This is a genomic window from Mycobacterium sp. SMC-8, from assembly GCF_025263565.1.
Taxonomy (GTDB): Bacteria; Actinomycetota; Actinomycetes; order Mycobacteriales; family Mycobacteriaceae; genus Mycobacterium.
The window spans coordinates 2,995,166-3,019,743 of sequence record NZ_CP079865.1; the positions used below are offsets into that span (position 1 = coordinate 2,995,166).

The window sequence follows — 24,578 nt, forward strand, 5'->3', positions numbered from 1 at the left end:
AGGAGGATAAGTCTTGAGCCGGAACGGCTTTGATCGTCGACGCCAGACCTGGCCCGCCCACCCGGGCCGAAGCGCGTCGGGCGAAGCGCGGCCCCGCGTCGTCGTCGTGGGCGGCGGCATCGCGGGCCTGGCCGCGGCCACCGGACTGGTCGAGCGCGGTGTCGCGGTCGAGGTGGTCGAAAAGCAGGATTACCTCGGAGGCCGGGTGGGCGGCTGGTCGGACGCGCTGGAGGACGGCACGCCCGTCGCGATGAACCGCGGATTCCACGCGTTCTTCCGCCAGTACTACAACCTGCGCGCGCTGCTGCGACGCAGCGATCCCGGGCTGTCGGCGCTCACCGCGGTCGAGGACTACCCGCTGATCGACGGTGCCGGCCGGCAGGACACCTTCCGCGGGCTGCCGCAGACGCCGCCGCTGAACGCGTTGGCGTTCGCGTTGCGCAGCCCGACGTTCCGGTTGCGTGACCTGGTGCGGTTGGACGCCAAGGCCGCCGCCCCGCTGGCCGCGGTGTCGGTGCCCGAGACCTACGAACTGCTCGACGAACAGGACGCGGCCACCTTTCTGCGTGACATCAATTTCCCGGAGGCGGCCCGGCACCTGGCCTTCGAGGTGTTCGCCCGCAGCTTCTTCGCACGTCCGGAGACGTTGTCGGCGGGCGAGCTGGTCACCATGTTCCACATCTACTTCCTCGGCTCCAGCGAGGGGTTGATCTTCGACGTCGCTAACGCGAATTTCGATGTCGCGCTGTGGAATCCGCTGCGCCGCTACCTGGAGGGCCGTGGGGTGGCGTTCCACACCGGCGCCGAGGTGCAGACGGTCACCGTCGGTGACGGGGTGACGGTGGCGGGCCCGGACGGCCGGGTGTGGTCCGGGGACGCGGCGGTGCTGGCCACCGATGTCGGTGCGCTGCAACGGCTGGTGGCTGCCTCGCCGGATGTCGGCGATCCGGGATGGCGCCGCAAGGTCGCCGTGATGGGCACCGCGCCGCCGTTCGTGGTGCTGCGGCTGTGGCTGGACCGCCCGGTGCGCGGCGACCGCGCCGCGTTCGTCGCCACCGGGGGCCGCGAGCCGCTGGACAACATCAGCGTGCTGGAACGCTACGAGCGCGAGGCCGCCGAATGGGCCGCGCGCACAGGAGGTTCGGTGGTGGAGCTGCACGCCTACTCGGTCACCGAAGGTGATGACGACGTGCGCGGCACCCTGATCGCGCGCATGCACGAGCTCTATCCCGAGACCGCCGCGGCATCGATCGTGGCGGAGCGGATGCTGCGTCGCGCCGACTGCCCCCGTTTCGCGCCGGGGGATTTCGCGGACCGGCCCACGGTGTCGACGCCCGATCCGCGGCTGGTGCTCGCCGGCGACGGCATCCGCATCGACCTGCCGGTGGCGTTGATGGAACGCGCGGCGACAACGGGCTGGACGGCGGCCAACGAGTTGCTGGCCGGCTTCGGCCTGGCCGGACACACCCTGCACACCGTGCCGAACCAAGGCCGCTCGACGGTGCTGCGCCGGCTGGCGACCTCGGCCGGGAGTGTGCGATGAGCGCGCTGTCGGGTCTTCGGGCCGCAGTGGCGAAGGCGTGGCCGTTCGAGGTGGTCCCGTCGACGTCGTGGTCGGCCCAGACCCCCACCTACCAGGACGCCAGCCCGGCGCTGATCAACGCGGCGCTGCAGCGGGCGTTGCGCCGCCCCGGCGGCAACTGGTTCGTGATCGCGGCGAGCTCGGACATCACCACCAAGGCTTTCGGCACCTCGGTGGCCGGCCGGGCGCTGGTGGCCTGGCGCGGCAGCGACGGCGGCCTGCTGGTGGCGCCGCGCGCCTGCCCGCACCTGGGCGCCGACCTGGCGACCGCGCCGGTGGACTGCGGCACCCTGGTGTGCCCATGGCACGGGCTGCGGCTGGGCGAGCGCCGGCACGGGACCTGGAAGCCCTATCCCGCGCACGACGACGGTGTGCTGTGCTGGGTGCGCCTGGACCCCGATCCCGATGACGCGGACAGCCGGCTCTCGGGCCCGACCGAGGCGCCCGTCGTCCCAGCTCGGCCCGGGGAACCGGCGCTGGCCGCGGTCACCCGGTTGGAGGGCGTCTGCGAGCCGCGCGACATCGTCGCCAACCGTCTGGACCCCTGGCACGGCGCGTGGTTTCACCCGTACTCGTTCACCCAGCTGCGGGTGATCAGCGCACCCGCCGTCGACGACGAACTCACCGACGACGACGACCGGTTCCTGGTCGAGGTCACGTTCCGCATCGGCCGGTTGGGCGTGCCCGTCATCGCCGAGTTCACCACACCCGGACCGCGGACGGTGGTCATGCGCATCGTCGAGGGCGAGGGCCGCGGCAGCGTCGTCGAGACCCATGCCACCCCGCTGGGCCCCGGACCGGACGGTCGGCCCCGCACCGCGGTGATCGAAGCCGTCATCGCCCACTCCGACCGGCCGAACTTCGGCGTCGGGCTGGTCGCGGCGCCATTGATCCGGCCGTTGATGCGCCAGGCCGCCACCCGGTTGTGGCGCGACGACCTGGCCTACGCCGAACGGCTCTACGAGTTGAGGTCGTAGCCGCCGTGTCCGATTCCCGCCTTGTCCAGCAACGGAACCTGTTCGGTGGCCCACGGGCTGATCGCCCACCCGAACTCGGCAGCCGCCCGCAGCTGCGCCCACGGCACCCACACGTGGTCGGCGACCTCGTCAGGAGCCGGGCGCACCGGACCCACCGCGCGGCCGCAGAACACCGGGCACACTTCGTTCTCCACCACGCCGTCGGCGGCCACCGCGTAATAGCGGAAATCGGGCAGCACGCACCGCAGGTCGGCGATGTGCAGCCCGAGCTCCTCGCCCACGCGGCGGGTCACCGCGTCGGTCAGCGATTCGCCGGGGGCGGGGTGCCCGCAGCAGGCGTTGGTCCAGATGCCCGGGAACGTGCGCTTGTGCAGTGCCCGCCGCGTGAGCAGCACGCGGCCGGCGCCGTCGAACAGGTAACAGGAGAACGCCAGATGGAGCGGGGTGGACGCGTGGTGGACCTGCGACTTGGGCGCTGTGCCGATGCTCTGGCCGTCGTCGTCGAGAAGGACCACCAGCTCGGCGGTGTCGAGGGTGTGCATAGCAGTGATTCGGCGCCGGCGCGGCCGCGGATCGGTCGGGGGTCGCGATGGCGGTAGTGCTGGCCTACACCGCCCCGGCGATCGGTCACCTGTTCCCGTTCTCGGCGCTGCTGCAGGAGATGTCGGCCCGCGGGCACGAGATCCACGTCCGCACCATGGCTTCCGGGATGGATCTGTGTCTGGGGCAGGGATTCAAGGCCGCCCCGGTCGACCCGCGCATCGAGGCGCTGCAGAGCGCCGAGACCACGCGGGGCGTGCTTCGGTCGGCCCAGGAGACCGTGCGGGTGCTCACCGAACGGGCAGCCCACGAGGTCGACGATGTCACCGACGCGGTGCGCGAGGTGGACCCCGACGTGATCCTGGTCGACGCGAACTGCTGGGGCGCGATGTCGGCCGCCGAGACCCAATCGCGTCCGTGGTTGGTGTTCTCGCCGTTCATCCCGTATCTGCGTTCACCGGGGTCGCCGCCGTTCGGGGCAGGTGCCTGCCCGTGGCCCGGCCCGCTGGGCGCCGTGCGCAATCTCGGTGTGGGTGCTGTCACCCGCTTCGTGTTCGACCGCCCCTTCCGCGCCGGAATGCGGCCGGTGCGTGCGGCATTGGGGTTGCCCGAGGTGCGCTCCGCCGACGAACTGCTGCGCCGCGCGCCGCGGGTGCTGGTGCCCACCGCCAGACCGTTCGAGTACCGGCACACCGACTGGGGCCCCACGGTGGATCTGATCGGCCCCGCGATCTTCGATCCGCCCGCCGACCCTCCGGAGTGGCTCGACGACATCGACGAGCCGATCGTGCTGGTGACGACGTCGTCGGTGGGGCAGGCTGACCGCGCCCTGATCGCCGCGGCGATACACGCTTTCGAGGATGATCCTGTGCACGTGGTGGCGAGCCTGCCTGCCGAAGGCGGCGAGGGCCTGCTGCGCCGCGATCGCGGGGTCACGCTGACCCGGTTCGTCCCACATTCGCCGGTGCTCGACCGCGCGGTGTGCGTGGTCACCCACGGCGGCATGGGCGTCACGATGAAGGCTCTCAGCCGCGGGATACCGGTGTGCGCAGTGCCTTTCGGTCGTGACCAGTTCGAGGTGGCCCGCCGTATCGAGGTGGCACGGTGCGGGATCCGGTTGCCCGCGCGTCGACTCAGCGCGCCTCGGCTGCGCGCCGCGGTGAAGGCTGCGATGGCCATGTCCGACGGGGCCGCCGAGGTCGCCGCCGGCTTCACCGCGACGGGTGGGATGCGCCGCGGCGCCGACATCGTGGAGGCGCACGCGGTCCCGGTGTGACGGGTCACTCGCTGCGGGTGCGCTGATAGTGCCTGCGGGCCTTCATCCGGTTGCCGCAGATCGCCATCGAACACCAGCGCGCGGTGTTGGGCTTGCTGCGGTCGATCAGGAACAACCGGCACTCGGTGTTCGCGCACGGGCGCAACCGCCCGGGGCCGTTCTGCCGCAACCCATCCCAGGCCAGCACCGCGCGCACCGCACCGGAGGCGTCGCCGCCGTCAAGTCGCCAGTGCACGCCGGAGCGGTCCGCCGTCGGGACCAGGCGGGCGTCGGCGAGGAACCGCTGCAGCACCATCGGGGTCCGCTCGCCGCGGACCACCGCCTGCAGGCGGGTGCGGGCGTCAATCAGCTGGGTCCACTCGGCCCCGGTGGCGGGGACGCCGTGGTCACGCATCCACGACGACGCGGTCGCGAGATCGGGCAGCGCGTCGGTCGGCACGCCGTCGACGACCGGGGTGGTGTTGAGCAACGCCAGCAGGAACGCCTCGTCCTCCGGCGTGGTCGCGTACACATCCATCACTAACCTCCAAAAGCTTGTTGACAGGTTACAGGATCGGGCGTTGAATGCACCTAACCGGTAAAACCATTTAAGGAGTTAGCCCGGATTTTTCGTCGAGGGTGATGGCAGTCGTGCGTTGAGATGCGATTGCGTCGCGAATCCGGTTGTGTGGTTCTGGGTATGGCGGGGTGGTCCCGTGTCGCCGGGTGGTGCGGGCTTTCCCAGTGCCGGTGGGTCTTTCGTGGTCGGTGGGTCAGGGGGCTTCGGTCATCGGAAGGCGGTGCGGATGGCTTGCCAGGCGGCCGCGATCTGGGCGGCCCAGCGCCAGGTGGCGTCGATACGTAGTCGGGTTCGGCGGGCGCCGCGGGTGATCCGGGCGGCCACGTGCAGGACCCGGTAGCGGAAGGTGGCGATCTCGGCGCGAGCCAGACCGGTGTGCTCACGGAATCCCAGAAGTCGGCACCAGGTGACCAGGTCGGCTGCGGCCAGGACGATTTCGAGCCAGGCGGCGTTGGGCCAGAAACCGTGGCACGGCAGATTCCGCAGTCCGGCGGCTTTGAGATCGCGGATGCGGTCCTCGACGCGAGCATGTTGGCGATGCCGTAACTCCAGGCCCGCGACCTGTCCAGGGACAATGCCGGGTTCGGTGTCGGTGATGAACGCGGTGACGCGCATGCCGTCGGCGTCGGTGAACCGCAGTTGTGCACCGGGGTGGGGGCGTTCTTTACGCAGGATCAACCGTGTCCCAGGCGGCCAGGAGTCCAGGTTGACCAAGGTGGTGGCCTCGGCGACCCAGGCGCCGTCGCGGATCCCGCCTTCGGTGTCGACTGCTGGGTACCAGCCGTCGGCGAGGTTGAGGGTGTCGACGGCATCTTGGACGCGGGTATCGACGGGATAGCCGAAGGAGAATCCCACCCCTGATCGCGGCAGGCGTCGGCGAATTTGTGGGTGGCTCCGGCGGTGTCGCAGCGCACCAGAACTCTCGGCTGGTCGGGATCATCGCCAGCACTGGGGTCGGGTCGCCATCGTGGCGGCAACGCTGCCAGCGCCTGCGCCAGGACGATGATGTGGTCGGAGGCGGTGTTGGAGCCGGCGTTGCCGGTGCGCAGCAGCCCGGCCAGGGCTTCGCCGCCGGCGATCTCGGAGCGATCCAGAAACGCCAGCAGCGGGTGATGGCCGAAGGTCTTCTTCCACGTCGGCGTGGCGCCGTGCTTGTTGTCGGAGTGATCGATGACCAGGGTGGCGTCGATGTCGATGTGCAGCCACTCGCCGGCAGTTGGGGCGGCGCCGGCAGCCCACGCTGCTGCTCGCGCCGCGGACCGGGCTGCTCGCACGGCAGGCAGGTGGGCGGCGTCGATGCGCTGATCCACCAGCCGCCACATGGTGGTCGTGGAGGCTTTCGCGCCGAAGGCGTGTTCACGGTCGCCGCAGAGTTGGCCCACGGCGTCGATGCAGTCTGCGCCGTCGGCGACCGCGGCGGCCAGATCGGCGAACACCTCGCCGGGCGCGTACACCCACGGGCCGCGGTAGGTGTCGGCCAACGCGGCAGTGACCTGCGTCGATAGCCCGGTTCGGTCGGCGAGTTCCCGCAACATCGCCATCCCGGCATGCGACACGACGCCCTGGCCGTCGGCGGACACTTTGACCCTCGATGCGGCCGCGATATTCTTCACCTGCGAGGTGCCTTCCCGCTGGAACGATTGAACCCTAGAGAAGTCCAATTATTCCTTGCAGGACAGGCACTTTCGCGTATCTACACCCCATCGAACGCAAACTTCCGCGAAAAATCCGGGTTAGTCATGATCGATGTGCATCACCGCTACGCCATCGTGGACGGCCGCCGGCTGTTCTACCGCGAGGCCGGGACGCCCGGGAACCCGGTGATCGTGCTGCTGCACGGCTTCCCGACGAGCTCGTTCATGTTCCGCAACCTGATCCCCGAGCTCGCCGACCACTACCACGTGATCGCGCCCGACTACCTCGGCTTCGGCTACTCCGACGCACCCCCGGTCGAGGAATTCGACTACACCTTCGACGCATTGACCGACTCCGTGGCCGGCCTTCTCAGTCAACTGGGCGTCGACCGGTACGCGATCTACGTCCAGGACTACGGCGCGCCGGTCGGCTGGCGGCTGGCCCTGCGCGACCCGGAGGCCATCACCGCGATCGTCACCCAGAACGGCAACGGCTACGACGCCGGCTTCGTGGTCGACGGCTGGGTGCCCGTGTGGGACTACCAGCGCGAACAGACCCCCGAGACCGCGGCGGCGCTGCGCGAGATGCTGACCTTCGAGGCGACCAGGCGGCAGTACCTGGCCGGCGTGCCCGACGAGTCCGTCGTCAGCCCGGACACTTGGCACCACGACTACGCGTTGCTGTCGCGCCCCGGCAACGACGCGATCCAGCTCAAGCTGTTCCTCGACTACGCGACGAACCCGAAGATCTATCCCGCGCTGCACGACTACCTGCGCACCAGCGCGGTGCCGCTGCTGGCCGTGTGGGGTGACAAGGATCCGTTCTTCGGGCCCGACGGCGCCCGCGCGTTCGCCGACGACGCCGTCGACCCCGAGATCCACCTGCTCGACGGCGGCCACTTCCTGCTGGAGAGCGCCCTGACCCAGGCGATCGCGCTGATCCGCGACTTCCTGGCCCGCCGGCTGCCGTGATCCCGGAGCGCCCGTCGCCACCGGGCGATCATTCTCACCCCGCAAACACCAGTTGAAGCGTGCCGGGGTGGGGTAGAAGAGGCGGGTGAACGCTACGACGCCGGCGACCCCCAGCCGCGGATCGATCTACCGAAGCCATCTCCGGGCCTGCGCCACCGTTGCGCTGTGGTTCCTCGCGGTGTCCGCGGCCCTGTGGGTGCTGTCCTGGGTGGTTGGCAAGACCTGGGTGATCCTGCTGCCGGTGCTGCTGGCGCTGATCCTGTCGACCGTGCTGTGGCCGCCGGTGCGGTGGCTGCGCGGGAGGGGCGTGCCCGCGGCCGCGGCGGTGCTGCTCGCGCTGCTGGTTGCTCTCGGCGTGATCGTGGCCGTGATCGCGGCGGTGGCGCCGGCGATCATCGACCAGGCCACCGAGCTGGCCGAACAGGCCACCGCCGGTGTGGTGCAGGTGCGCGACTGGCTCGACGGCCCACCGCTGAATATCAGTGAAGCCCAGCTGAATTCGGCGGTCGCGGCGATCAACGACACGCTGAACAACAGCAGCGCGCAGATCGCGTCGGGGCTGTTCACCGGCGTGGGCGCGGCGACGTCGGCGCTCGTCACGCTGTTCACCACGGTGGTGGTCACGTTCTTCGTGCTCAAGGACGGTCCGGCGTTCATCCCGTGGTTGCGCCGCACGGTCGGAATGCCGGCTGCGCCACACCTGGCCACGGTGCTGGAGCGGGTGTGGTCCACCCTCGGCGGGTTCATCCGGACTCAGGCGCTGGTCAGCCTGGTCGACGCGGTCCTGATCGGGATCGGGCTGGTGATCCTCGGCGTGCCGCTGGCCTACGCGTTGGCGATCATCACGTTCATCGGCGGCTTCGTGCCGATCGTCGGCGCGTTCGTCGCCGGCGGTCTGGCGGTGCTGGTCGCGCTGGTCGCCAACGGCCCGGTGAATGCGCTGATCGTGCTGGGCATCATCCTGGCCGTGCAGCAGTTGGAAGGCAACGTGCTCCAGCCGTGGCTGCAGGCGAAGTCGATGAAGCTGCACGCGGCGATCGTGCTGCTGGCGGTCACGCTGGGCGCCTCGACGTTCGGCGTGATCGGCGCGTTCCTGGCCGTCCCGGTGGCCGCGGCGGTCGCGGTGGTGCTGCGGTACTACGACGAGCAGGTGGCCGCGGCCACGGGGGAGGACCGGCCTGCGCCCGACCGTGAGCCAGACGATGTCACCGCCGAGCCGGACGACGCCGACGAGCCGCCGAAATCGCATTCCACGCGCGCGAATTCGTGAGAACACCGCGCGGAATGCGATTTCGCCGCTGGGCAGGAACGCCGCTGAGCGATCGGGGTCAGCGCGCGAACATCAACGCGCGCTTGACCTCCTGGATCGCCTTGGTCACCTCGATGCCGCGTGGGCAGGCCTCGGTGCAGTTGAACGTGGTGCGGCAGCGCCACACTCCGTCGACGTCGTTGAGGATGTCGAGCCGCTCGGCGGCGGCCTCGTCACGCGAATCGAAGATGAAGCGGTGTGCGTTGACGATCGCGGCCGGTCCGAAGTAGGACCCTTCGCTCCAATAGACGGGGCACGAAGTGGTGCAGCACGCGCACAGGATGCACTTGGTGGTGTCGTCGTAGCGGGCGCGGTCGGTCTGGCTCTGGATCCGCTCGCGCGTCGGCTGATTGCCCGAGGTGATCAGGTACGGCTTGATCGCCTTGTAGGCGTCGAAGAACGGCTCCATGTCGACGACGAGGTCCTTCTCCACGGGCAGTCCGCGGATCGGCTCGATCGTGATGGTGAGCTGTTTCTTCGGGTTCTTCGGCAGCATGTCGCGCATCAGCACCTTGCACGCCAACCGGTTCACGCCGTTGATGCGCATCGCGTCCGAGCCGCACACCCCGTGCGCGCAGGACCGGCGGAACGTCAACGTGCCGTCCAGATACCACTTCACGTAGTGCAGCAGGTTCAGCAGCCGGTCGCTGGGCAGGCACGGCACGCGGAAGCTCTGCCAGCCGGCGTCATCGGGGGACTCCGGATTGAACCGGGCGATCTTCAGCGTCACCATCACCGCGCCCTCGGGCACGGGGGGAGTGTCTTGCTTGTCCAGAACAGGCGCGCTCATCAGTACTTCCGTTCCATCGGCTCGTACCGCGTCATGACGACGGGCTTGTAGTCCAGGCGGATGTCACTCAGAAGGTCCGAACCCTCCTTGTAAGCCATCGTGTGCCGCATGTAGTTTGTGTCGTCGCGGTTGGGGTAGTCCTCGCGGGCGTGGCCGCCGCGAGATTCCTTGCGGTTCAACGCCCCGACGACGGTGACCTCGGCCAGCTCGAGCAGGAAGCCGAGCTCGATGGCCTCCAGCAGATCGCTGTTGTAGCGCTTACCCTTGTCCTGCACCGTGATCCGCGAGTAGCGCTCCTTGAGCGCGTGGATGTCGGTCAGCGCCTGCTTGAGCGTCTCTTCGGTGCGGAACACCGCGGCGTTGTTGTCCATCGACTGCTGCAGCGCGCCGCGGATGTCGGCGACGCGCTCGTTGCCGTGCTCGCTCAAGATGTCGCCGACCCAGCCGACCACCATCTCGGCCGGCTTGTCGGGCAGGTCGACGAAGTCGTGACCCAGGGCGTAGTTCGCCGCGGCGATCCCGGCGCGCCGGCCGAACACGTTGATGTCCAGCAGCGAGTTGGTGCCCAGACGGTTGGCGCCGTGCACCGACACGCACGCGCACTCGCCGGCGGCGTACAGACCCGGCACGATCGTGGTGTTGTCCGAGAGCACCTGGCCGTTGACCGTCGTCGGGATGCCGCCCATGACGTAGTGGCACGTCGGGTAGACCGGCACCAGCTCCTTGACCGGATCCACGCCCAGGTAGGTGCGCGCGAACTCGGTGATGTCGGGCAGCTTGGCTTCCAATACGTCCTCGCCGAGGTGGCGCACGTCGATGTAGACGTAGTCCTTGTTCGGTCCGGCACCGCGGCCTTCGAGCACCTCCAGCACCATGGAGCGGGCGACGATGTCGCGCGGTGCGAGGTCGACGATCGTCGGCGCGTAGCGCTCCATGAAGCGCTCACCCTCGCCGTTGAGCAACCGGCCGCCCTCGCCGCGCACGGCCTCGGAGATCAGGATGCCCAGCCCGGCCAGGCCGGTCGGATGGAACTGGTGGAACTCCATGTCCTCCAAGGGAAGTCCCTTGCGGAAGATGATGCCCAGGCCGTCGCCGGTCAGCGTGTGCGCGTTTGACGTGGTCTTGTACATCCGGCCCGACCCACCGGTGGCGAACACGATCGCCTTGGCGTGGAAGACGTGGATGTCACCGGTGGCGAGCTCGTAGGCCACCACACCGGTGGCCACCGGGCCCGAGGCCGTCTCGGTCAGCGTGATGTCGAGGGCGTAGAACTCGTTGAAGAACTCGACGTCGTGCTTGACGCAGTTCTGGTACAGCGTCTGAAGGATCATGTGGCCGGTGCGGTCGGCGGCGTAACACGCGCGGCGCACCGGGGCCTTGCCGTGATCGCGGGTGTGGCCGCCGAAGCGGCGCTGGTCGATCCGGCCTTCGGGGGTGCGGTTAAACGGCATCCCCATCTTCTCCAGGTCCAGTACGGCGTCGATGGCCTCTTTGGCCATGATCTCGACCGCGTCCTGGTCGGCCAGGTAGTCGCCGCCCTTGACGGTGTCGAAGGTATGCCACTCCCAGTTGTCTTCCTCGACGTTGGCCAGGGCGGCGCACATGCCGCCCTGCGCCGCACCGGTGTGCGAGCGGGTCGGGTAGAGCTTGGTCAGCACGGCGGTCCGGACCCGGGGGCCGGCTTCCACGGCCGCCCGCATGCCCGCGCCGCCGGCGCCGACGATGACGACGTCGTAGCGGTGTTCAACAATCATGTGTCGCTCCCAGTCAGGAAATCGTCGCGTCGAACGTCAGCAGCACGTAGGTGCCGAGGACCAGCGTGAATGCCATCGACAGCGCCAGCAGGGTGTTGAGCCAGAACTTGGTGGAGTCCTTGCGGGTGTAGTCGGCGATGATCGTGCGCATCCCGTTGCCGCCGTGCAGCTGGGCCAGCCACAGCAGCAGCAGGTCCCAGGTCTGCCAGAACGGCGACGACCAGCGCTCGGCGACGTAGTTGAAGTCGATGCGGTATACGCCGTCTTCCCACATCAGCATGATGAACAGGTGGCCGAGGGCCAGGAAGACGAGCACCACACCCGAGAACCGCATGAACAGCCAGGTGTATTTCTCGAAGTTGGGCATTCCGCCGCCGCGCCGCGCCGCGCGCGGGTTGTCCAGGCCCGCGGGGCGGTCGAAGCTGCGCTGCATGACGGGAGCCGGGCCGCCGCGCTCGGTGATGTGGTCGTACGGGTTCTCGGCCATCTTCTTTCCTGTACTCACAGGAACCTCTCCGCCATGTGCATACCTATCACTCCGACCGACGCGATGAACACGGCGATGAAGACGCCGGCGACCACCCACAGCATCTTGCGCTGGTGCCGCGGACCCTCCGACCAGAAATCGATGAGGATGATCCGGATGCCGTTGAGCGCGTGGTACAGCACGGCAGCGACGAGGCCGATCTCCATGAGCCCGATGATCGGGGTCTTGTAGGTCTCGATGATCTCGTTGTAGGCCTGCGGGCTGACCCGCACCAACGCGGTGTCGAGCACGTGCACGAAGAGGAAGAAGAAGATGGTGGCACCGGAGATGCGGTGCAGAACCCAGGACCACATGCCCGGGTCACCACGGTAGAAAGTGCGGCGACGCATCGGCTGTGATCGCGGTGCCGGTATGTCGGTATCGGCTGGTGTCGCCGTACTCATGTGACCCTCCAACGCCATCGGTGGACGTTCGAAGCTCGGTCCTGCTTGCCGAAGCCCCAAACCTCGGGGCGACTCTAATCCCCTACGTACTGTCAAACGAACTAGCGTGGGGGCGTATGCGCTGCTTCCAGGGTAGAAGTTAGGGTCGCCTATCTGGGACTTCGGGTCGCGGGACGGGGTGTTCGGAATTGATTCAGAGTCGGATCGGGCGGCGTGACGTGACGGCAGAGATCGACTGGAAGTTATTGCGCCGTAAAGCAATTGATGCCTCTGAGTATGCCTACGCGCCCTATTCGCGATTTCGCGTGGGAGCGGCCGCCCTCGTCGACGATCACCGGATGGTGGCCGGATGCAATGTGGAGAATGTCTCATATGGCCTAGGTCTCTGTGCCGAGTGCGCAGTGGTCTGCGCCCTACATTCCAGCGGTGGCGGACGGCTGGTCGCACTGTCCTGCGTAGGACCCGACGGTGAGGTGCTGATGCCGTGCGGACGCTGCCGGCAGGTGCTGCTCGAGCACGGCGGCCCCGACATGCTCATCGACCATCCGCTCGGCCCGCGCCCGCTGCGCGAGTTGTTGCCCGACGCGTTCGGTCCCGACGATCTGGCCCGAAATCGCGTGCCCGCCGAGGAAACACCGTGACCGGCCTCACATTCGACGCGCCCAGCGTCATCCGGACCAAACGTGACGGCGGCGTCCTGTCCGACGCGGCGATCGACTGGGTGATCGACGCGTACACCCACGACCGGATCGCCGATGCGCAGATGTCGGCGCTGCTGATGGCGATCTTCCTGCGCGGCATGACCAACGCCGAGATCGCGCGCTGGACCGCCGCGATGATCGCCTCCGGGGAGCGGTTGGACTTCGGCGATCTGCGGCGTGACGGCCGGGCGCTGAAGCTGGTGGACAAGCACTCCACCGGCGGTGTCGGGGACAAGATCACCATCCCGTTGGTGCCCGTGGTGATGGCGTGTGGAGGCGCGGTGCCCCAGGCCGCCGGGCGCGGGCTCGGCCACACCGGGGGCACCCTCGACAAATTGGAGTCCATCCCCGGTTTCACCGCCGAGATCTCCAAAGGCCGGATCCGCCAACAACTCTGCGACATCGGGGCGGCCATCTTCGCCGCCGGGGAGCTGGCGCCGGCCGATCGCAAGATCTACGCACTGCGCGACGTCACCGCGACCACCGAGTCGCTGCCGCTGATCGCGAGCTCGGTGATGAGCAAGAAGATCGCCGAGGGCACCCGCGCGCTGGTGCTCGACTCGAAGGTCGGGTCGGGGGCGTTCCTGGGCACCGAGGCCGAGTCGCGGGAGCTGGCCCGCACCATGGTCGAGCTCGGGGCCGAGCACGGTGTGCTGACCCGCGCGCTGTTGACCGACATGAACGCACCGCTGGGACGCGCCGTCGGCAACGCCGTCGAGGTCGTCGAATCCCTGGAGGTACTCGCCGGCGGCGGACCCGGCGACGTCGTCGAACTGACCCTGGCCCTGGCCCGCGAGATGTGCGACGCCGCCGGCCTGGACGCGGTCGACCCCGAGCAGACCCTGCGCGACGGCACCGCGATGGACCGGTTCCGAGAGTTGGTGGCCGCCCAGGGCGGGGACCCCGATGCGGCGTTGCCCTTGGGTGCGCATACCGAGACCGTCAGCGCGCCGCGCGGTGGCACCATGGGAGACATCGACGCGATGGCGGTGGGACTGGCGGTGTGGCGGCTCGGGGCGGGCCGCTCGGCGCCCGGTGAACGGGTGCAGTTCGGCGCCGGCATGCGCATCCACCGCAAGCCGGGTGAGCCCGTCGCCGCCGGCGCACCTTTGTTCACCTTGTACACCGACACTCCCGAGCGGCTCGCCGGCGCGCTGGCCGAGCTCGACGGGGCGTGGAGTGTCGGCGATCAGCCGCCGCCCGCGCGCCCGCTCATCATCGATCGGATCACCATGTAGGAGGTTCTGCCGTGACGACACCGTTGACGCTCGACCACATCCGGCGCGCACCCAAGGCGCTGTTGCACGACCACCTCGACGGCGGTCTGCGTCCGTCGACGGTGTTGGAGCTGGCCGAGCAGTACGGCTACGAGGACCTACCCGCCACCGACGTCGACAGCCTCGCCACGTTCTTCCACACCGCCGCGCACAGCGGCTCGCTGGTGCGCTACCTAGAGCCGTTCGCCCACACCGTCGGCGTCATGCAGACCCCGGACGCGCTGCAGCGCGTCGCCCGCGAATGCGTCGAGGACCTCGCGGCCGACAACGTCGTCTACGCCGAGGTCCGGTTCGCCCCCGAACTGCACATCGAGGCCGGGCTGTCCCTGGACGCCGTCGTCGACGCGGTGCTGGCCGGCTTCGCCGACGGCGAGAAGGCCGCCGCCGCCGACGGACGGACGATCACGGTGCGCTGCCTGGTGACCGCGATGCGTCATGCGGCCCGCTCTCGGGAGATCGCCGAGCTCGCGATCCGGTTCCGGGACAAGGGTGTCGTCGGCTTCGACATCGCCGGGGCGGAGGCCGGATATCCTCCCACCCGGCACCTGGACGCCTTCGAGTACATGCGAAGCAACAACGCGCGCTTCACGATTCACGCCGGCGAGGCGTTCGGTTTGCCGTCGATCCACGAGGCGATCGCGTTCTGCGGGGCCGATCGGCTGGGCCACGGTGTGCGCATCGTCGACGACATCGAGATCGACGCCGACGGCACCGCGAGGCTGGGCCGGCTCGCATCGCTGCTGCGGGACAAGCGGATTCCGTTCGAGATGTGCCCGAGTTCGAATGTGCAGACCGGTGCCGTCAAGAGCATCGCCGAGCACCCCTTCGACCGGCTGGCGCGGCTGCGCTTCCGGGTCACGGTCAACACCGACAACCGGTTGATCAGCGACACCTCGATGAGCCTGGAGATGCTGCGGCTGGTCGAGACGTTCGGCTACGGCTGGAGCGACCTGGAGCGCTTCACCATCAACGCGATGAAGTCGGCGTTCATCCCGTTCGACCAGCGGCTGGCGATCATCGACGAGGTGATCAAGCCGCGCTACGCCGTCCTGGTGGGGTAAGCCGAACTCACTCCTCGCGCAGGCGGGACTCCGCGAACGACTCCAGCGACTCCCACTGCGCCACCGCGTCGGCGTACGGTCCGCCCGGCCGGACCGTCTTCGGGTCGAGCACGTGGGCGATCACCCGGCCCAGCGCGGTGTCGGTGGAGAGCTTGGTCTGGACGCTGGTGTCCTCGGAGTAGTCGCCGATGTCGCGCAGCAGTTCGACGGCGAGCTCGAGCTGATCGTGGTCGAGCGCGTCGGGACCCTCGGCCAGGTCGTCGACGATCCCGGTCAGGACGTAGATGTTGTCATCGGTGACGTCGACCCGCAGCGAACCGTCGGTGGCCGCGGTGCGGATGTCGTCGTAGGTGGCAAGGTCGGACAGGTCGTGGTCGTGTTCGTCGGCCAGGTAGCGGGCCAGTGTCCGCTCGGACGGGAACACGCTGATGCGGCCGTTGCGGCCGAGGAAGATCGGGTGGTCGTTCAGATAGCAGCGCAGCGTGAAGAACGTGCCGCGGCTGGTCATGATCCGGACCGGATCGATACCGACCCGCGACCAGAAATCCTTGTCGCTGCCGAGCACCTTGGTCGCGGCCTCGGCGGCCAGCGAGTCGGCCTCCTCGTCGGTGTCGACCACATCGTCGATGACCAGGTCGTCCTCGTCGGGCTCCGGAGCCGGCTCGTCGAGTTCGGCCTGGGCCTTCGCCACGGCGGCGCTGTCCACCTCGGGGATCGTGATGATCGCGTCGAGCGCCTCGATCACGTTGTCCCAGCTCTTGGCGATGATCTTCTCGATCTCCGCCCAGCGCTTGCGGCCGGCACGGCCCGCGAACGCCTCCACGCCGCCGCCGACGGTGCCCAGCACGGGGTTGCCGTTGAAGAACTTCGTCACCGCGGGCAGTTCACACACCGAACCCATCGACGACACCACCGCCAGCGCGCCGTGCAATGCGCGCACGCTGTCCTCGGTCGGCTTCTTGGAGAGCAGTTCCTCCAGGACCACCAGGTCGTGGGTGTTCTCATCGGTCGGCGCCAGCCGGTGGGCGTTGGCCTCGGTCAGCTTCTGCCACGCCGGGTGGTCGACGAGGTCGTTGTCGGTGCTGGTACGCACGAAAGCCGCCAGGTCGGCCACTGATTCCAGGACATAGAGGTCCTCGTCTTTACCGAGGAAGGCCTCCCACTCGTCGCCGTCGGCACGCCACCGCGGCGCCCACAGCGTGTACACGTCGCCCTTGGTCAACGTCAGTCCGATCGGCACGATGTCAGCAGCCATGCGGCACAGCCTAACGACCTGGCCCAAAGGCATCGTGGGCATGGCCGTGCTTAACCCCGGGCGTGGCCCACCGTTGCCGTACCGCAACCCGTTCGTCGCTTGGGATGTTGGTCAAGCCTGCCATGATCGCCGGGTGATCAGACTGGGCCTGCACGGCCTCGGCATCGGCGCCGGTGCGCAGCGCACCGTGATCGATGCGGTGGCGGCCGCGGCCGAGCGGTCGGGATTCGCGACGCTGTGGGTGGGGCAGCGGGTGGTGATGCCCGGGGATCCGCGGTCACAGCGCCCCTACCGCGACGACGGGGCGATCGAACTGGCCCCGCAGACCGACTGGCTGGACCCGATGGTCGCCCTCAGCTTCGCCGCGGCGGCGACCAACCGGATCGAGTTGGCGACCGGGGTGCTGGTGCTGCCGGAGCACAACCCGGTGATCACCGCCAAGCAGGCCGCGTCGCTGGACCGCATGACCGGTGGGCGGCTGTCGCTGGGCGTCGGGATCGGGCGGTCGAAAGCCGAGTACGACGCGCTCGGGGTGCCGTTCGAGGGCCGGGCGGACCGGATGGCAGAGTACGTCGCGGCAATGCGCACCCTGTGGCGCGACGACGTCGCGTCCTTCTCCGGACGGTATGTGGCCTTCGACCGGGTGCGCGTCAACCCCAAGCCGCACGGCCGGTCGATCCCGATCATGCTGGGCGGCAACTCCGATGCGGCGCTGCGTCGGGTCGCCGAGTGGGGCGACGGTTGGTACGGCTTCAACCTCGCCGACGTCGAGGAAGCGGCGTCACGGGTGTCGAAGCTGCGCGCGCTCTGCCGAGAGATGGGCCGTGACCCGACCGATCTGAAGGTGGCGGTCGCCCTGCGGGATCCGGTGCCTGCCGACGCGGGCCGGCTGGCCGACGCGGGCATCGACGAGTTGGTCCTGGTGGCCGGCCCGCCCGCGGACCCGATCGCCGCGGAGGCCTGGATCTCCGAGCTGGCCGGCAGATGGATGCGGGTACGCACCTGAGCGCACGCCCAGATCGCGTCTGTCGGAGAAGGGTCGGGTCAGGACCGCGTGGACTGGAGTTTCGGCGGTGCCGGCCGCGGTCGCGCCGTGGCTGCGGGCACCGGGTCAAACGCGGCCGGATCCTCCATGTACTCGCGGAAGACCCGTGCCATGGTGGCCGCCTGGTAGCCGTCGACGAATCGGTGGTCGAGCGTCATCGTCATCGGCAGCACCTGGCGGACCACGGGCTGACCGTCGCGGGCCACCACCTTGTCGATCACCCCGCCCACCACGATCACGAACGGCACGTGGCAGAACGTCGGCACCGGCGCGGCGGCGGTCTCCAGACCGTAGGTGCCGACATTGCTGACCAGGACGGAGCCGTAGGGGCGCGCTTCCAGCCCGAGCAGGGGTAGGGGCAACTGCAAGGTCTCGGTGACGAAGCCGATGCCGTCCATCATCCGGCGCAGGGCCAGCGGCGGCACCAGCTGGGCGATCGTCTTCGCCCGCTTGAACTGGGGATCGTCACCGTGCCGGATCCGCGCAGCGCGGTCGGCGAGTTCGCGGGCGACGGTCCACGGGGGCTTCTCGTCGATCCGCCGCACCACCGCCCCCGACAGGTCGGTCGCGGACGCCTCGACTCCCGCGACCGGATCGGAGCGCAGGGACACGACGAAGAAGCAGTCGATGGTCGGCGACGGCAGGAAGCTGCCGAATGCCACCCGGCCGTTGAGTCCCGGCAGCGCCACGAACACCTTGGCGGCGGCCCGGCCGACCAGGTGCATCGGGGTGATGTGCTCGCCCGTGGCGGCGCGGACCTCGCCGATGTACTCCTCGAGCCGGGTCGCTTCGACGTCCATCGTGGCCGAGATGATCGGGTCCGTCCGGGGCCGCCACGTGGCCATGGCGATCTTGCGCCACACGGAAAACGGGACCGACGACGTCGTCCCGAGCAGCGCTCCGATCATCGCCGATCCCCTTTCCCTCACGGGCCCCGACGGGAACTGCCGTCTGGGCCGGCGCGGTCAATTGTCAGAACGCGGCCCGCCTCGAGGCCAGAGCACAAGGTCACTTCGGGAGAACCGGGACGCGGTCGCTTCACCGACGGCTGCGCCGAGAGTCGGGACCTTTTCCTCTGTGGAGAGCACCGGCCCTGCGCGAGGATCTGGGCACGGCCGTGCGGGCGTGTCGTCAGCTGTGAACAGGGGTGTGCCATGTCGATGCCGAAGCCGACGGATGGCCGGGGTGTGGCGGTCGCCGGCATCCTGGGTGCCGCCGTGCTGGCTGCGCTGCTGCTGGTCCCGGGCCTGCGTCTCGGCGCCGACCGGCCGTGGCTGGGCGCGGTGGTGATCGTCGTCCCGACGGCGGCGCTGTTGGCCGCGAGCGGGTATCGGCACTACGGGCGCGGCCGCGCGGTCGCGGTCGCGCTGGCGGTGACGGTGATCGCCGGCGCGGTGAGCTGGCTGGTCGCGGTGTTCACCTTGGTCAAGGCGCTCAGCGGATCAGGGGTGGGGCTGGTGTGGGCGATCCTGCTGTTCCTCACCCCCGCGGTGTCGGTGGCGGCGCTCGGCGCGCTGGCGCTGCGCGTCGTCCCGGCCCAACCGCCCGGCGTCGTGGCCGACGACGCGCATCGACGCAGCGGCGCACCCCGATGACCGGGACGCAGACGGGCGCCGCTGCGGTCTCGGACCGCCGGCCGAGCGGCGCGGGCGCGCCTGACGCCCACCGGATCGCCGAGGTCGACACCGTCGTCGATGTCGCCGCTGCCGCCGCCCGCCAGTACCGCACGCTCGATCAGAAGCAGGTCGACGCGATCGTCGAGGCGATGGTGCGCGCCGGACTGCGGGCCGCCGCCGAACTGGCCGCGCTGGCGATCGAGGAGACCGGGTTCGGTGTCTTCGAGGACAAGGTCGTCAAGAACTACGTGGCGACCGAGTTCCTGCACGACTACCTGCGGGACAAGAAGTCGGTCGGCGTCATCGACGAAGACGTGGAGAACAACATCCGCTACATCGCCGAACCCATCGGTGTGGTGCTGGCGATCACCCCGGTGACCAACCCGACGTCGACCGTGTTGTTCAAGGCGATCGTCGCGGCCAAGACCCGCAACGCGGTGCTGTTCCGTCCGTCGCCGTACGCGACGCGCTGCTGCGAACGCAGCGTCGAGATCCTGCGTGAGGCCGCTGAGGCCGCCGGAATGCCGCGCGGGGCGCTGCAGGTGATCCCGGATGCCGCGCACGAGGTGACGCACCACCTGTTCGAACATCCGAAGGTGGACTTCGTCTGGGGACCGGCGGACCGAAGATCGTCGCGCTCGCCAACGCCTCCGGCAAGCCGGGCCTCAGCGTCGGACCGGGCAACGCGCCCATCTACATTCACGAGACGGCTGACGTCAAGGGCGCCGTCGTCGACATCCTGATCTCGAAAACCTTTGACTCGTCGGTGATCTGCCCCGCCGAGCAGACCTGCATCGTCGACGACGCCGTCTATGACGACACCATCGCCGAGTTCGAGCGGATGGGTGCTCGCCTGCTCACCGACGACGAGACCGCGAAGGTGGCCGACTTCGCGTTCGGCTGTGGCGACAAGATCTCGCTGGAGGCTGTCGGGCAGAAGGCGTCGGAGCTGGCGGCCCGCGCCGGGTTCACCGTGCCCCCGACCGTGAAAGTTCTTCTGGCGCAATTACCGTCGGATCTCGCGGAGCTCGACGCACATCCGCTGGTGTCCGAGAAGCTGATGCCGGTGCTGGGGGTGGTGCGCGCGCGCAGTGTGCAGCACGCCATCGACGCCGCGGTGCTGGTCACCGAGCACGGCGGACTGGGGCACACGTCGGCGATCTACGCGGCCGACGACGACGTCGTCGAACGGTACGGTCTGGCCGTCCGCACCGGGCGCATCCTGGTGAACGCGCCCACGGCGGTCGGCGCGCTCGGAGGCATCTACAACAACCTGACGCCCACCTTCTCGCTGGGTTGCGGAACCGGGGGCGGCTCGAGCACCACCGAGAACGTCAACTACCGGCAGCTGCTCAACATCAAGACGCTGGCGCACCGGCGGACCCCGCCGCATTGGTTTCGGGTGCCGTCGAACACCTACTTCAACGAGGGCGCGCTGGACAACCTGCGCGACCTCGACTGCGAGACCGCCGTGGTGGTCACCGACGCGCTGAGTGAGCAACGCGGCGTGGTGGACCAGGTGCGCGGCAAGCTGCGTACCCATCACGTGCAGGTGTTCACCGAGGTGACACCCGAACCGGACGAGGCGTCGATCCGCCGCGGTGTCGCGTTCCTGCAGCGGTCCGAGCCCGATGTGGTGATCGCCGTGGGCGGCGGTTCGGTGCTCGACGCGGCCAAGGCGATGCGGTTGTTCTACGAACATCCCGAGATGGATCTCGACGAGCTGACGATGCCGTTCCTCGATCCCCGCAAGCGGGTGGCGGACTTCCCGAAGGATCGGCACCGCATCCAGCTGGTGGCCATCCCGACGACGTCGGGCACCGGGTCTGAGGTGTCGCCGGCGGCGGTGCTGACGGTGCAGGGGCGGAAGGAGACGCTCGTCGATTACAGCCTGGTGCCCGACCTTGCGATCGTCGACCCGGTCCTGACGTCATCGATGCCCCCGGCGCTCACGGCCGACACGGGCATCGACGCGCTGACCCACGCGCTGGAAGCGGTGATCTCGATCTTCGCGTCCAGCTACACCGACGCGCTGTGCGCGCAGGCGGTGCGGCTGATCTTCGGCGCGCTGCCGCGGGCCTACGACGATCCCGGTGATCTGGCGGCGCGGACCGACATGTCCAACGCCGCAACGCTTGCCGGTCTGGCGTTCTCGAACGCTTTCGTCGGCACCAACCATGCGCTGGCCCACGCCGTCGGTGCCCGATTCGGCATCGCGCACGGGCGGGCCAACGGGATCTTCCTGCCCCATGTGATGCGCTACAACTCGAGCCTGCCGAGCAAGTTCATGCCCGCGCCCGGCTACTCGGCGTACGTGGTGCCCGAAAAGTATGCCCAGATCGGTCAATTGGTGTTCGGCGGTCACGAGCCGGAGGACAGCATGCAGCGGCTCTTCGCCGCCGTCGAAGATCTCCTGGACCGGCTCGACATGCCACGCTCGTTGAAGGAGTACGGGGTGCCGGAGGACGAATTCCTTGCCGTGCTTCCAGAACTCGCGATGACGGCGTTCGAGGACCTGAGCAATCGCACCAACCCCCGGATGCCGCTGGTCGAGGAAATCACGGCGCTGCTGAGGCTGGGCTACTACGGCGACTAGGGGATTGACCCATCCGGGCTGCGGAAGAAGCTGTCGTGAGCGAGCACATAGAGCGGCCGTTCGTAGCCGCACTTCTGGTAGTAGTCGACGGCGAACACCGACACGCCGAAGTTCATCAGGCCGCCGGAGTGGTTCGACACCGGCCTTGGAACGCAAACTCTTTCGGACAGACATCCTGCCGGTGTCGATCGGCTTTCCGTTCGGCTTGAGTGTGGTGGCCGGCGGTCCGAGTGCTAGTACCTGACGCGCGGCTGAACGCGAGTTTGCACTCAGGGTCGTGGTGAGTAGATCACGGCCGTCAGAGCAATCTCGCGTTCAGCTTCGGCACAAGCGCTGGTGGCCGACCTCGGGCTGAACGACGACGGGCCCAACCGGTCTCCCGGCGCCGGTCAATCTGCCGCTGCCCACCAAAATCCTCACGCGGGTGCTGCCGCCGATCGAGATCGCTGCGAGTTCGGAGACGAGCCCGGCGTGGCCAGGGTCGACGCGCACGTCCGTGCGGTGATGCAGCACGGCCTGGCCCAACTGGCACGTCAACGCCGGCTGCCCATCCTGGGCTGAGCGGCCCGGCGCGTAATCAGGCCGTCGGCCGCCAGAACCCCTGGAATCCCTGGCCGGCGTTGGCGGTGCGGATCGGCGACAACTGCACGGGATCGCCGGCCTCGACCATCAGACCGCCACCGACGATCATCGCGACGTGTCCGTCCCACACCGCGAGATCGCCCGGCAGCACCGATGACCCCGCGACCGCGCCGCCGATGTCCTGCTCCTGCGCCAGCCGTGGGATGTCCAGGCCCGCTTCGCGGTAAGCCCACTGGGTCAGTCCGCTGCAGTCCAATCCGACCCCGGGCGTCGTCCCGCCCCACAGGTAGGGCACCCCGAGCTGGGTCAGCGCGTGCCGGACGGCGCCGGCGGCCACCGCGTTGGGGGCCGTCACGATCGTGCCGTCGGGCAACCGGACGGCCACGCCCTCGCCGAATGACGCCGCGTCCGGTGTCCCGGCGTCGTCGGGTCGGGTGAACGCGGCGAAGTCACCGAGGGCGCCCGAGCCCGGTGCACCCGAACCGAAGCCCGAGCCCAGCCCGCCGTTCCATCCGGTGCCGGGGCCCGGCGCGCCCACACTCGGCGCGCCGGAGTGGTATCCGGCCGGTGCCGTCGCCGCCGAGGCCTGGGGAGCGGCTGGAACGGGGGAAGCGGCCGGAGCCCCCAACGCCGCGGCCTGCCCGTCCAGCTCGACCGAGAGTTCCTCGACCACCGCGATGGCACGGGCCAGCGCCTCTCGCGCCTCGGCCAGCAGCTCCCGTGCCACCCCCGGTGAGTCCAGATGGGGCTCCAAAGCGCTTGCCTTGGATTCGAATTCGTCGACGATGTGCTGCAGGCGACGATGGGCCCGGGCCACCGCCGAGGCCGCGTCGGCCGCCGCGGCGCCCAGCCCGCCGGCGCGCTCGGCGGCGGCGTCGACCGCCGCCACAGTCGACGTCGCGAACTCCGCGGCGGCGTCGGCCCCGGCACCCGACCAGTTGGCCTGGGCGCGCAGCCAGGCCTGGCCCGCCGCGTCGGCGATCTCGGTCAGCGTCGCGCGGACCCCGTCGAGCGTCGCCGCCGGATCGGCCGCACCGGACCATCCCGGCCCGACGAGCTGCTGCACCCGGCGGATCGGCGCGGTGAGTGCGGCGACCGTCGAACTGGGCATCACCGGCCGCCGGTGATCCGGGACGCGGCGGCGTCGTCGGAGCCGGCGTAGGCGTGCGCCGCCTCTGACGCTGCGGCGTCGCCCGCCTCCAACGACCTGCTGACCGTTGTCAGGAGCAGGGCCTGATCCTCCGCGGCCCGCGCCAGTGCGGCCAGGAAGCGGGTGCCGACGGGACCCAGCAGCGGTGCGGCCCCGCCGGCGGCCGCGGTGAGCCGGGCCGCCGCCGTATCGAGGTGGGCGGCGTGCGCGGAGCAGGCGGCGCCGTACTCGCGGATCGAGTCGGTGTCCACAGACAGCGGGGCGGGCATATGGATAGGACGCCGGGAAGCTCGGCGCGGTTCCCGTTAAGGTCTGGACCCATGGATGTGCGCGTTGTCGACCACCCCTTGGCCGCGGCGCGGCTGACCACCCTGCGCGACGAGCGCACCGACAACGCCGGTTTCCGCGCCGCGTTACGCGACCTGACGCTGATGCTCGTCTACGAGGCCACCCGGGAACTGGCCGTCGATACCGTGCCGGTGCGCACCCCACTGTGTGAGACCGCCGGCACGCGGCTGGCCGCCCCGCCGCTGCTGGTGCCGGTGCTGCGCGCGGGCCTGGGCATGGTCGACCAGGCGCACGCTCTCATCCCCGAGGCCCGCGTCGGCTTCGTCGGGGTGGCGCGCAACGAGGAGACCCACCAGCCCACCCCGTATCTGGAATCGCTGCCCGACGATCTGAGTCACCAGCCGGTGATCGTGCTGGACCCGATGCTGGCCACCGGCGGGTCGATGGCTCACACGCTGGAACTGCTTTACGCGCGTGATGCGGTGGATGTGACCGCGATCTGCGTGGTCGTCGCACCCGAAGGTCTGCGCGCGCTGGAGAAGGTGGCTCCCGAGCTACGTTTGTTCACCGCGACCATCGACTCGGGCCTCAACGACTACGCCTACATCGTGCCGGGCCTCGGCGACGCCGGCGACCGCCAGTTCGGCCCCCGCTGACACCGCCGAAATCGCATTCCACGCGCGT

Annotated in this window: 22 protein-coding genes and 3 pseudogenes; 13 read left to right on the forward strand and 12 right to left on the reverse strand. The window is 69.4% G+C overall.

Translation table 11 applies throughout. The features are described from left to right. Positions 1–13 precede the first annotated feature (13 nt). Together KXD97_RS14600 and KXD97_RS14605 are read left to right on the forward strand one after the other, a co-directional pair. On the forward strand, positions 14–1,543 hold the full coding sequence (locus KXD97_RS14600; protein ID WP_260757559.1) for an FAD-dependent oxidoreductase: 1,530 nt from the start codon (positions 14–16) through the stop codon (positions 1,541–1,543). Then, the gene (locus tag KXD97_RS14605; protein WP_260757560.1) at positions 1,540–2,559 is read left to right on the forward strand and encodes a Rieske (2Fe-2S) protein; all 1,020 of its coding nucleotides are present in this window, start codon (positions 1,540–1,542) and stop codon (positions 2,557–2,559) included. The genes KXD97_RS14600 and KXD97_RS14605 overlap by 4 nt, the downstream gene beginning before the upstream one ends. Here KXD97_RS14605 and idi read toward each other — a convergent pair. Then, complete coding sequence (idi, locus tag KXD97_RS14610; protein WP_260757561.1) at positions 2,541–3,101, reverse strand: isopentenyl-diphosphate Delta-isomerase; 561 nt, start codon at positions 3,099–3,101, stop codon at positions 2,541–2,543. The genes KXD97_RS14605 and idi overlap by 19 nt on opposite strands. Positions 3,102–3,148: 47 nt before the next feature. Here idi and KXD97_RS14615 point away from each other — a divergent pair, with 47 nt between their 5' ends. Next, positions 3,149–4,375 (forward strand): glycosyltransferase, encoded by a 1,227-nt coding sequence (locus KXD97_RS14615; protein WP_260757562.1) that lies wholly within the window; start codon positions 3,149–3,151, stop codon positions 4,373–4,375. Positions 4,376–4,379: 4 nt separating this feature from the next. On the opposite strand, the gene KXD97_RS14620 is transcribed toward KXD97_RS14615, so the two are convergent. Together KXD97_RS14620 and KXD97_RS14625 are read right to left on the reverse strand one after the other, a co-directional pair. Further along, positions 4,380–4,892 (reverse strand): CGNR zinc finger domain-containing protein, encoded by a 513-nt coding sequence (locus KXD97_RS14620; RefSeq protein ID WP_260757563.1) that lies wholly within the window; start codon positions 4,890–4,892, stop codon positions 4,380–4,382. A 249-nt stretch (positions 4,893–5,141) separates the two neighbouring features. Continuing rightward, positions 5,142–6,547: pseudogene (locus KXD97_RS14625) on the reverse strand (IS1380 family transposase). A 126-nt stretch (positions 6,548–6,673) separates the two neighbouring features. Here KXD97_RS14625 and KXD97_RS14630 point away from each other — a divergent pair. Both KXD97_RS14630 and KXD97_RS14635 read left to right on the forward strand, forming a co-directional pair. Then, complete coding sequence (locus KXD97_RS14630) at positions 6,674–7,540, forward strand: alpha/beta fold hydrolase (protein ID WP_260757564.1); 867 nt, start codon at positions 6,674–6,676, stop codon at positions 7,538–7,540. Between the two features lie 85 nt (positions 7,541–7,625). Continuing rightward, positions 7,626–8,810, forward strand: a complete 1,185-nt coding sequence (locus KXD97_RS14635; protein ID WP_260757565.1) for an AI-2E family transporter — start codon at positions 7,626–7,628, stop codon at positions 8,808–8,810. A 58-nt stretch (positions 8,811–8,868) separates the two neighbouring features. On the opposite strand, the gene KXD97_RS14640 is transcribed toward KXD97_RS14635, so the two are convergent. Genes KXD97_RS14640 through sdhC form a run of 4 tightly spaced genes read right to left on the reverse strand, consistent with a single transcriptional unit; the run spans position 8,869 to position 12,323 of the window. Beyond that, positions 8,869–9,639 (reverse strand): succinate dehydrogenase iron-sulfur subunit, encoded by a 771-nt coding sequence (locus tag KXD97_RS14640; protein WP_260757566.1) that lies wholly within the window; start codon positions 9,637–9,639, stop codon positions 8,869–8,871. After that, positions 9,639–11,393: a succinate dehydrogenase flavoprotein subunit gene (sdhA, locus tag KXD97_RS14645; RefSeq protein ID WP_260757567.1), complete on the reverse strand. Its 1,755-nt coding sequence runs from the start codon at positions 11,391–11,393 to the stop codon at positions 9,639–9,641. Before sdhA ends, KXD97_RS14640 begins: the two co-directional genes overlap by 1 nt. Before the next feature lie 13 nt (positions 11,394–11,406). Further along, positions 11,407–11,880 (reverse strand): succinate dehydrogenase hydrophobic membrane anchor subunit, encoded by a 474-nt coding sequence (locus KXD97_RS14650; RefSeq protein WP_260757976.1) that lies wholly within the window; start codon positions 11,878–11,880, stop codon positions 11,407–11,409. Between the two features lie 14 nt (positions 11,881–11,894). Further along, positions 11,895–12,323: a succinate dehydrogenase, cytochrome b556 subunit gene (gene sdhC, locus KXD97_RS14655; RefSeq protein WP_260757568.1), complete on the reverse strand. Its 429-nt coding sequence runs from the start codon at positions 12,321–12,323 to the stop codon at positions 11,895–11,897. Positions 12,324–12,541: 218 nt separating this feature from the next. On the opposite strand from sdhC, the gene KXD97_RS14660 reads away from it, so the two are divergent. From KXD97_RS14660 to KXD97_RS14670, 3 genes are read left to right on the forward strand one after another with little or no spacing between them, the layout of a single operon-like run. After that, on the forward strand, positions 12,542–12,964 hold the full coding sequence (locus KXD97_RS14660; protein ID WP_260757569.1) for a cytidine deaminase: 423 nt from the start codon (positions 12,542–12,544) through the stop codon (positions 12,962–12,964). Then, the gene (locus KXD97_RS14665; RefSeq protein ID WP_260757570.1) at positions 12,961–14,262 is read left to right on the forward strand and encodes a thymidine phosphorylase; all 1,302 of its coding nucleotides are present in this window, start codon (positions 12,961–12,963) and stop codon (positions 14,260–14,262) included. The genes KXD97_RS14660 and KXD97_RS14665 overlap by 4 nt, the downstream gene beginning before the upstream one ends. Positions 14,263–14,273: 11 nt before the next feature. After that, positions 14,274–15,362 (forward strand): adenosine deaminase, encoded by a 1,089-nt coding sequence (locus KXD97_RS14670; RefSeq protein ID WP_260757572.1) that lies wholly within the window; start codon positions 14,274–14,276, stop codon positions 15,360–15,362. A 7-nt stretch (positions 15,363–15,369) separates the two neighbouring features. On the opposite strand, the gene KXD97_RS14675 is transcribed toward KXD97_RS14670, so the two are convergent. After that, positions 15,370–16,617: a primosomal protein gene (locus KXD97_RS14675; RefSeq protein ID WP_260757573.1), complete on the reverse strand. Its 1,248-nt coding sequence runs from the start codon at positions 16,615–16,617 to the stop codon at positions 15,370–15,372. A 136-nt stretch (positions 16,618–16,753) separates the two neighbouring features. On the opposite strand from KXD97_RS14675, the gene KXD97_RS14680 reads away from it, so the two are divergent. Continuing rightward, positions 16,754–17,623 carry an LLM class F420-dependent oxidoreductase gene (locus tag KXD97_RS14680; RefSeq protein ID WP_260757977.1) on the forward strand — a complete coding sequence of 290 codons (870 nt, stop codon included), beginning with the start codon at positions 16,754–16,756 and terminating at the stop codon, positions 17,621–17,623. A gap of 38 nt (positions 17,624–17,661) precedes the next feature. Here KXD97_RS14680 and KXD97_RS14685 read toward each other — a convergent pair whose 3' ends face one another. Beyond that, positions 17,662–18,570 (reverse strand): 2-oxo acid dehydrogenase subunit E2, encoded by a 909-nt coding sequence (locus KXD97_RS14685; protein ID WP_260757575.1) that lies wholly within the window; start codon positions 18,568–18,570, stop codon positions 17,662–17,664. A gap of 252 nt (positions 18,571–18,822) precedes the next feature. On the opposite strand from KXD97_RS14685, the gene KXD97_RS14690 reads away from it, so the two are divergent. Next, positions 18,823–19,257: a hypothetical protein gene (locus KXD97_RS14690; protein ID WP_260757576.1), complete on the forward strand. Its 435-nt coding sequence runs from the start codon at positions 18,823–18,825 to the stop codon at positions 19,255–19,257. Next, positions 19,254–21,874: pseudogene (gene adhE / locus KXD97_RS14695) on the forward strand (bifunctional acetaldehyde-CoA/alcohol dehydrogenase). Before KXD97_RS14690 ends, adhE begins: the two are co-directional and overlap by 4 nt. Here adhE and KXD97_RS14700 read toward each other — a convergent pair. Further along, complete coding sequence (locus KXD97_RS14700; RefSeq protein ID WP_313901376.1) at positions 21,871–22,014, reverse strand: hypothetical protein; 144 nt, start codon at positions 22,012–22,014, stop codon at positions 21,871–21,873. The pseudogene adhE and the gene KXD97_RS14700 overlap by 4 nt on opposite strands. A 227-nt stretch (positions 22,015–22,241) precedes the next feature. Here KXD97_RS14700 and KXD97_RS14705 point away from each other — a divergent pair. Then, positions 22,242–22,435 (forward strand): annotated as a pseudogene (locus tag KXD97_RS14705) (glycerol acyltransferase); the annotation flags it as partial. A gap of 16 nt (positions 22,436–22,451) precedes the next feature. Here the strand turns inward: KXD97_RS14705 and KXD97_RS14710 are convergent. Both KXD97_RS14710 and KXD97_RS14715 read right to left on the reverse strand, forming a co-directional pair. Continuing rightward, on the reverse strand, positions 22,452–23,567 hold the full coding sequence (locus tag KXD97_RS14710) for a C40 family peptidase (protein ID WP_260757577.1): 1,116 nt from the start codon (positions 23,565–23,567) through the stop codon (positions 22,452–22,454). Next, complete coding sequence (locus KXD97_RS14715) at positions 23,567–23,875, reverse strand: type VII secretion target (protein WP_260757578.1); 309 nt, start codon at positions 23,873–23,875, stop codon at positions 23,567–23,569. The genes KXD97_RS14710 and KXD97_RS14715 overlap by 1 nt, the downstream gene beginning before the upstream one ends. Before the next feature lie 51 nt (positions 23,876–23,926). Between KXD97_RS14715 and upp the strand changes: the two genes are divergently transcribed. Next, positions 23,927–24,550, forward strand: coding sequence for a uracil phosphoribosyltransferase (upp, locus tag KXD97_RS14720; protein WP_260757579.1), 624 nt, complete (start codon positions 23,927–23,929; stop codon positions 24,548–24,550). The last annotated feature ends 28 nt before the right edge of the window (positions 24,551–24,578 follow it).

Bases quoted from the DNA above. Each gene is read 5' to 3' on its own strand.
- KXD97_RS14650 (WP_260757976.1), bottom strand. From the start codon at position 11,880: ATGGCCGAGAACCCGTACGACCACATCACCGAGCGCGGCGGCCCGGCT.
- KXD97_RS14620 (WP_260757563.1), bottom strand. From the start codon at position 4,892: ATGGATGTGTACGCGACCACGCCGGAGGACGAGGCGTTCCTGCTGGCG.
- upp (WP_260757579.1), top strand. From the start codon at position 23,927: ATGGATGTGCGCGTTGTCGACCACCCCTTGGCCGCGGCGCGGCTGACC.
- idi (WP_260757561.1), bottom strand. From the start codon at position 3,101: ATGCACACCCTCGACACCGCCGAGCTGGTGGTCCTTCTCGACGACGAC.
- KXD97_RS14615 (WP_260757562.1), top strand. From the start codon at position 3,149: ATGGCGGTAGTGCTGGCCTACACCGCCCCGGCGATCGGTCACCTGTTC.
- KXD97_RS14715 (WP_260757578.1), bottom strand. From the start codon at position 23,875: ATGCCCGCCCCGCTGTCTGTGGACACCGACTCGATCCGCGAGTACGGC.
- KXD97_RS14675 (WP_260757573.1), bottom strand. From the start codon at position 16,617: ATGGCTGCTGACATCGTGCCGATCGGACTGACGTTGACCAAGGGCGAC.
- KXD97_RS14690 (WP_260757576.1), top strand. From the start codon at position 18,823: ATGCCGAAGCCGACGGATGGCCGGGGTGTGGCGGTCGCCGGCATCCTG.
- sdhC (WP_260757568.1), bottom strand. From the start codon at position 12,323: ATGAGTACGGCGACACCAGCCGATACCGACATACCGGCACCGCGATCA.
- KXD97_RS14630 (WP_260757564.1), top strand. From the start codon at position 6,674: ATGATCGATGTGCATCACCGCTACGCCATCGTGGACGGCCGCCGGCTG.
- KXD97_RS14640 (WP_260757566.1), bottom strand. From the start codon at position 9,639: ATGAGCGCGCCTGTTCTGGACAAGCAAGACACTCCCCCCGTGCCCGAG.
- KXD97_RS14605 (WP_260757560.1), top strand. From the start codon at position 1,540: ATGAGCGCGCTGTCGGGTCTTCGGGCCGCAGTGGCGAAGGCGTGGCCG.
- KXD97_RS14710 (WP_260757577.1), bottom strand. From the start codon at position 23,567: ATGCCCAGTTCGACGGTCGCCGCACTCACCGCGCCGATCCGCCGGGTG.
- KXD97_RS14685 (WP_260757575.1), bottom strand. From the start codon at position 18,570: ATGATCGGAGCGCTGCTCGGGACGACGTCGTCGGTCCCGTTTTCCGTG.
- sdhA (WP_260757567.1), bottom strand. From the start codon at position 11,393: ATGATTGTTGAACACCGCTACGACGTCGTCATCGTCGGCGCCGGCGGC.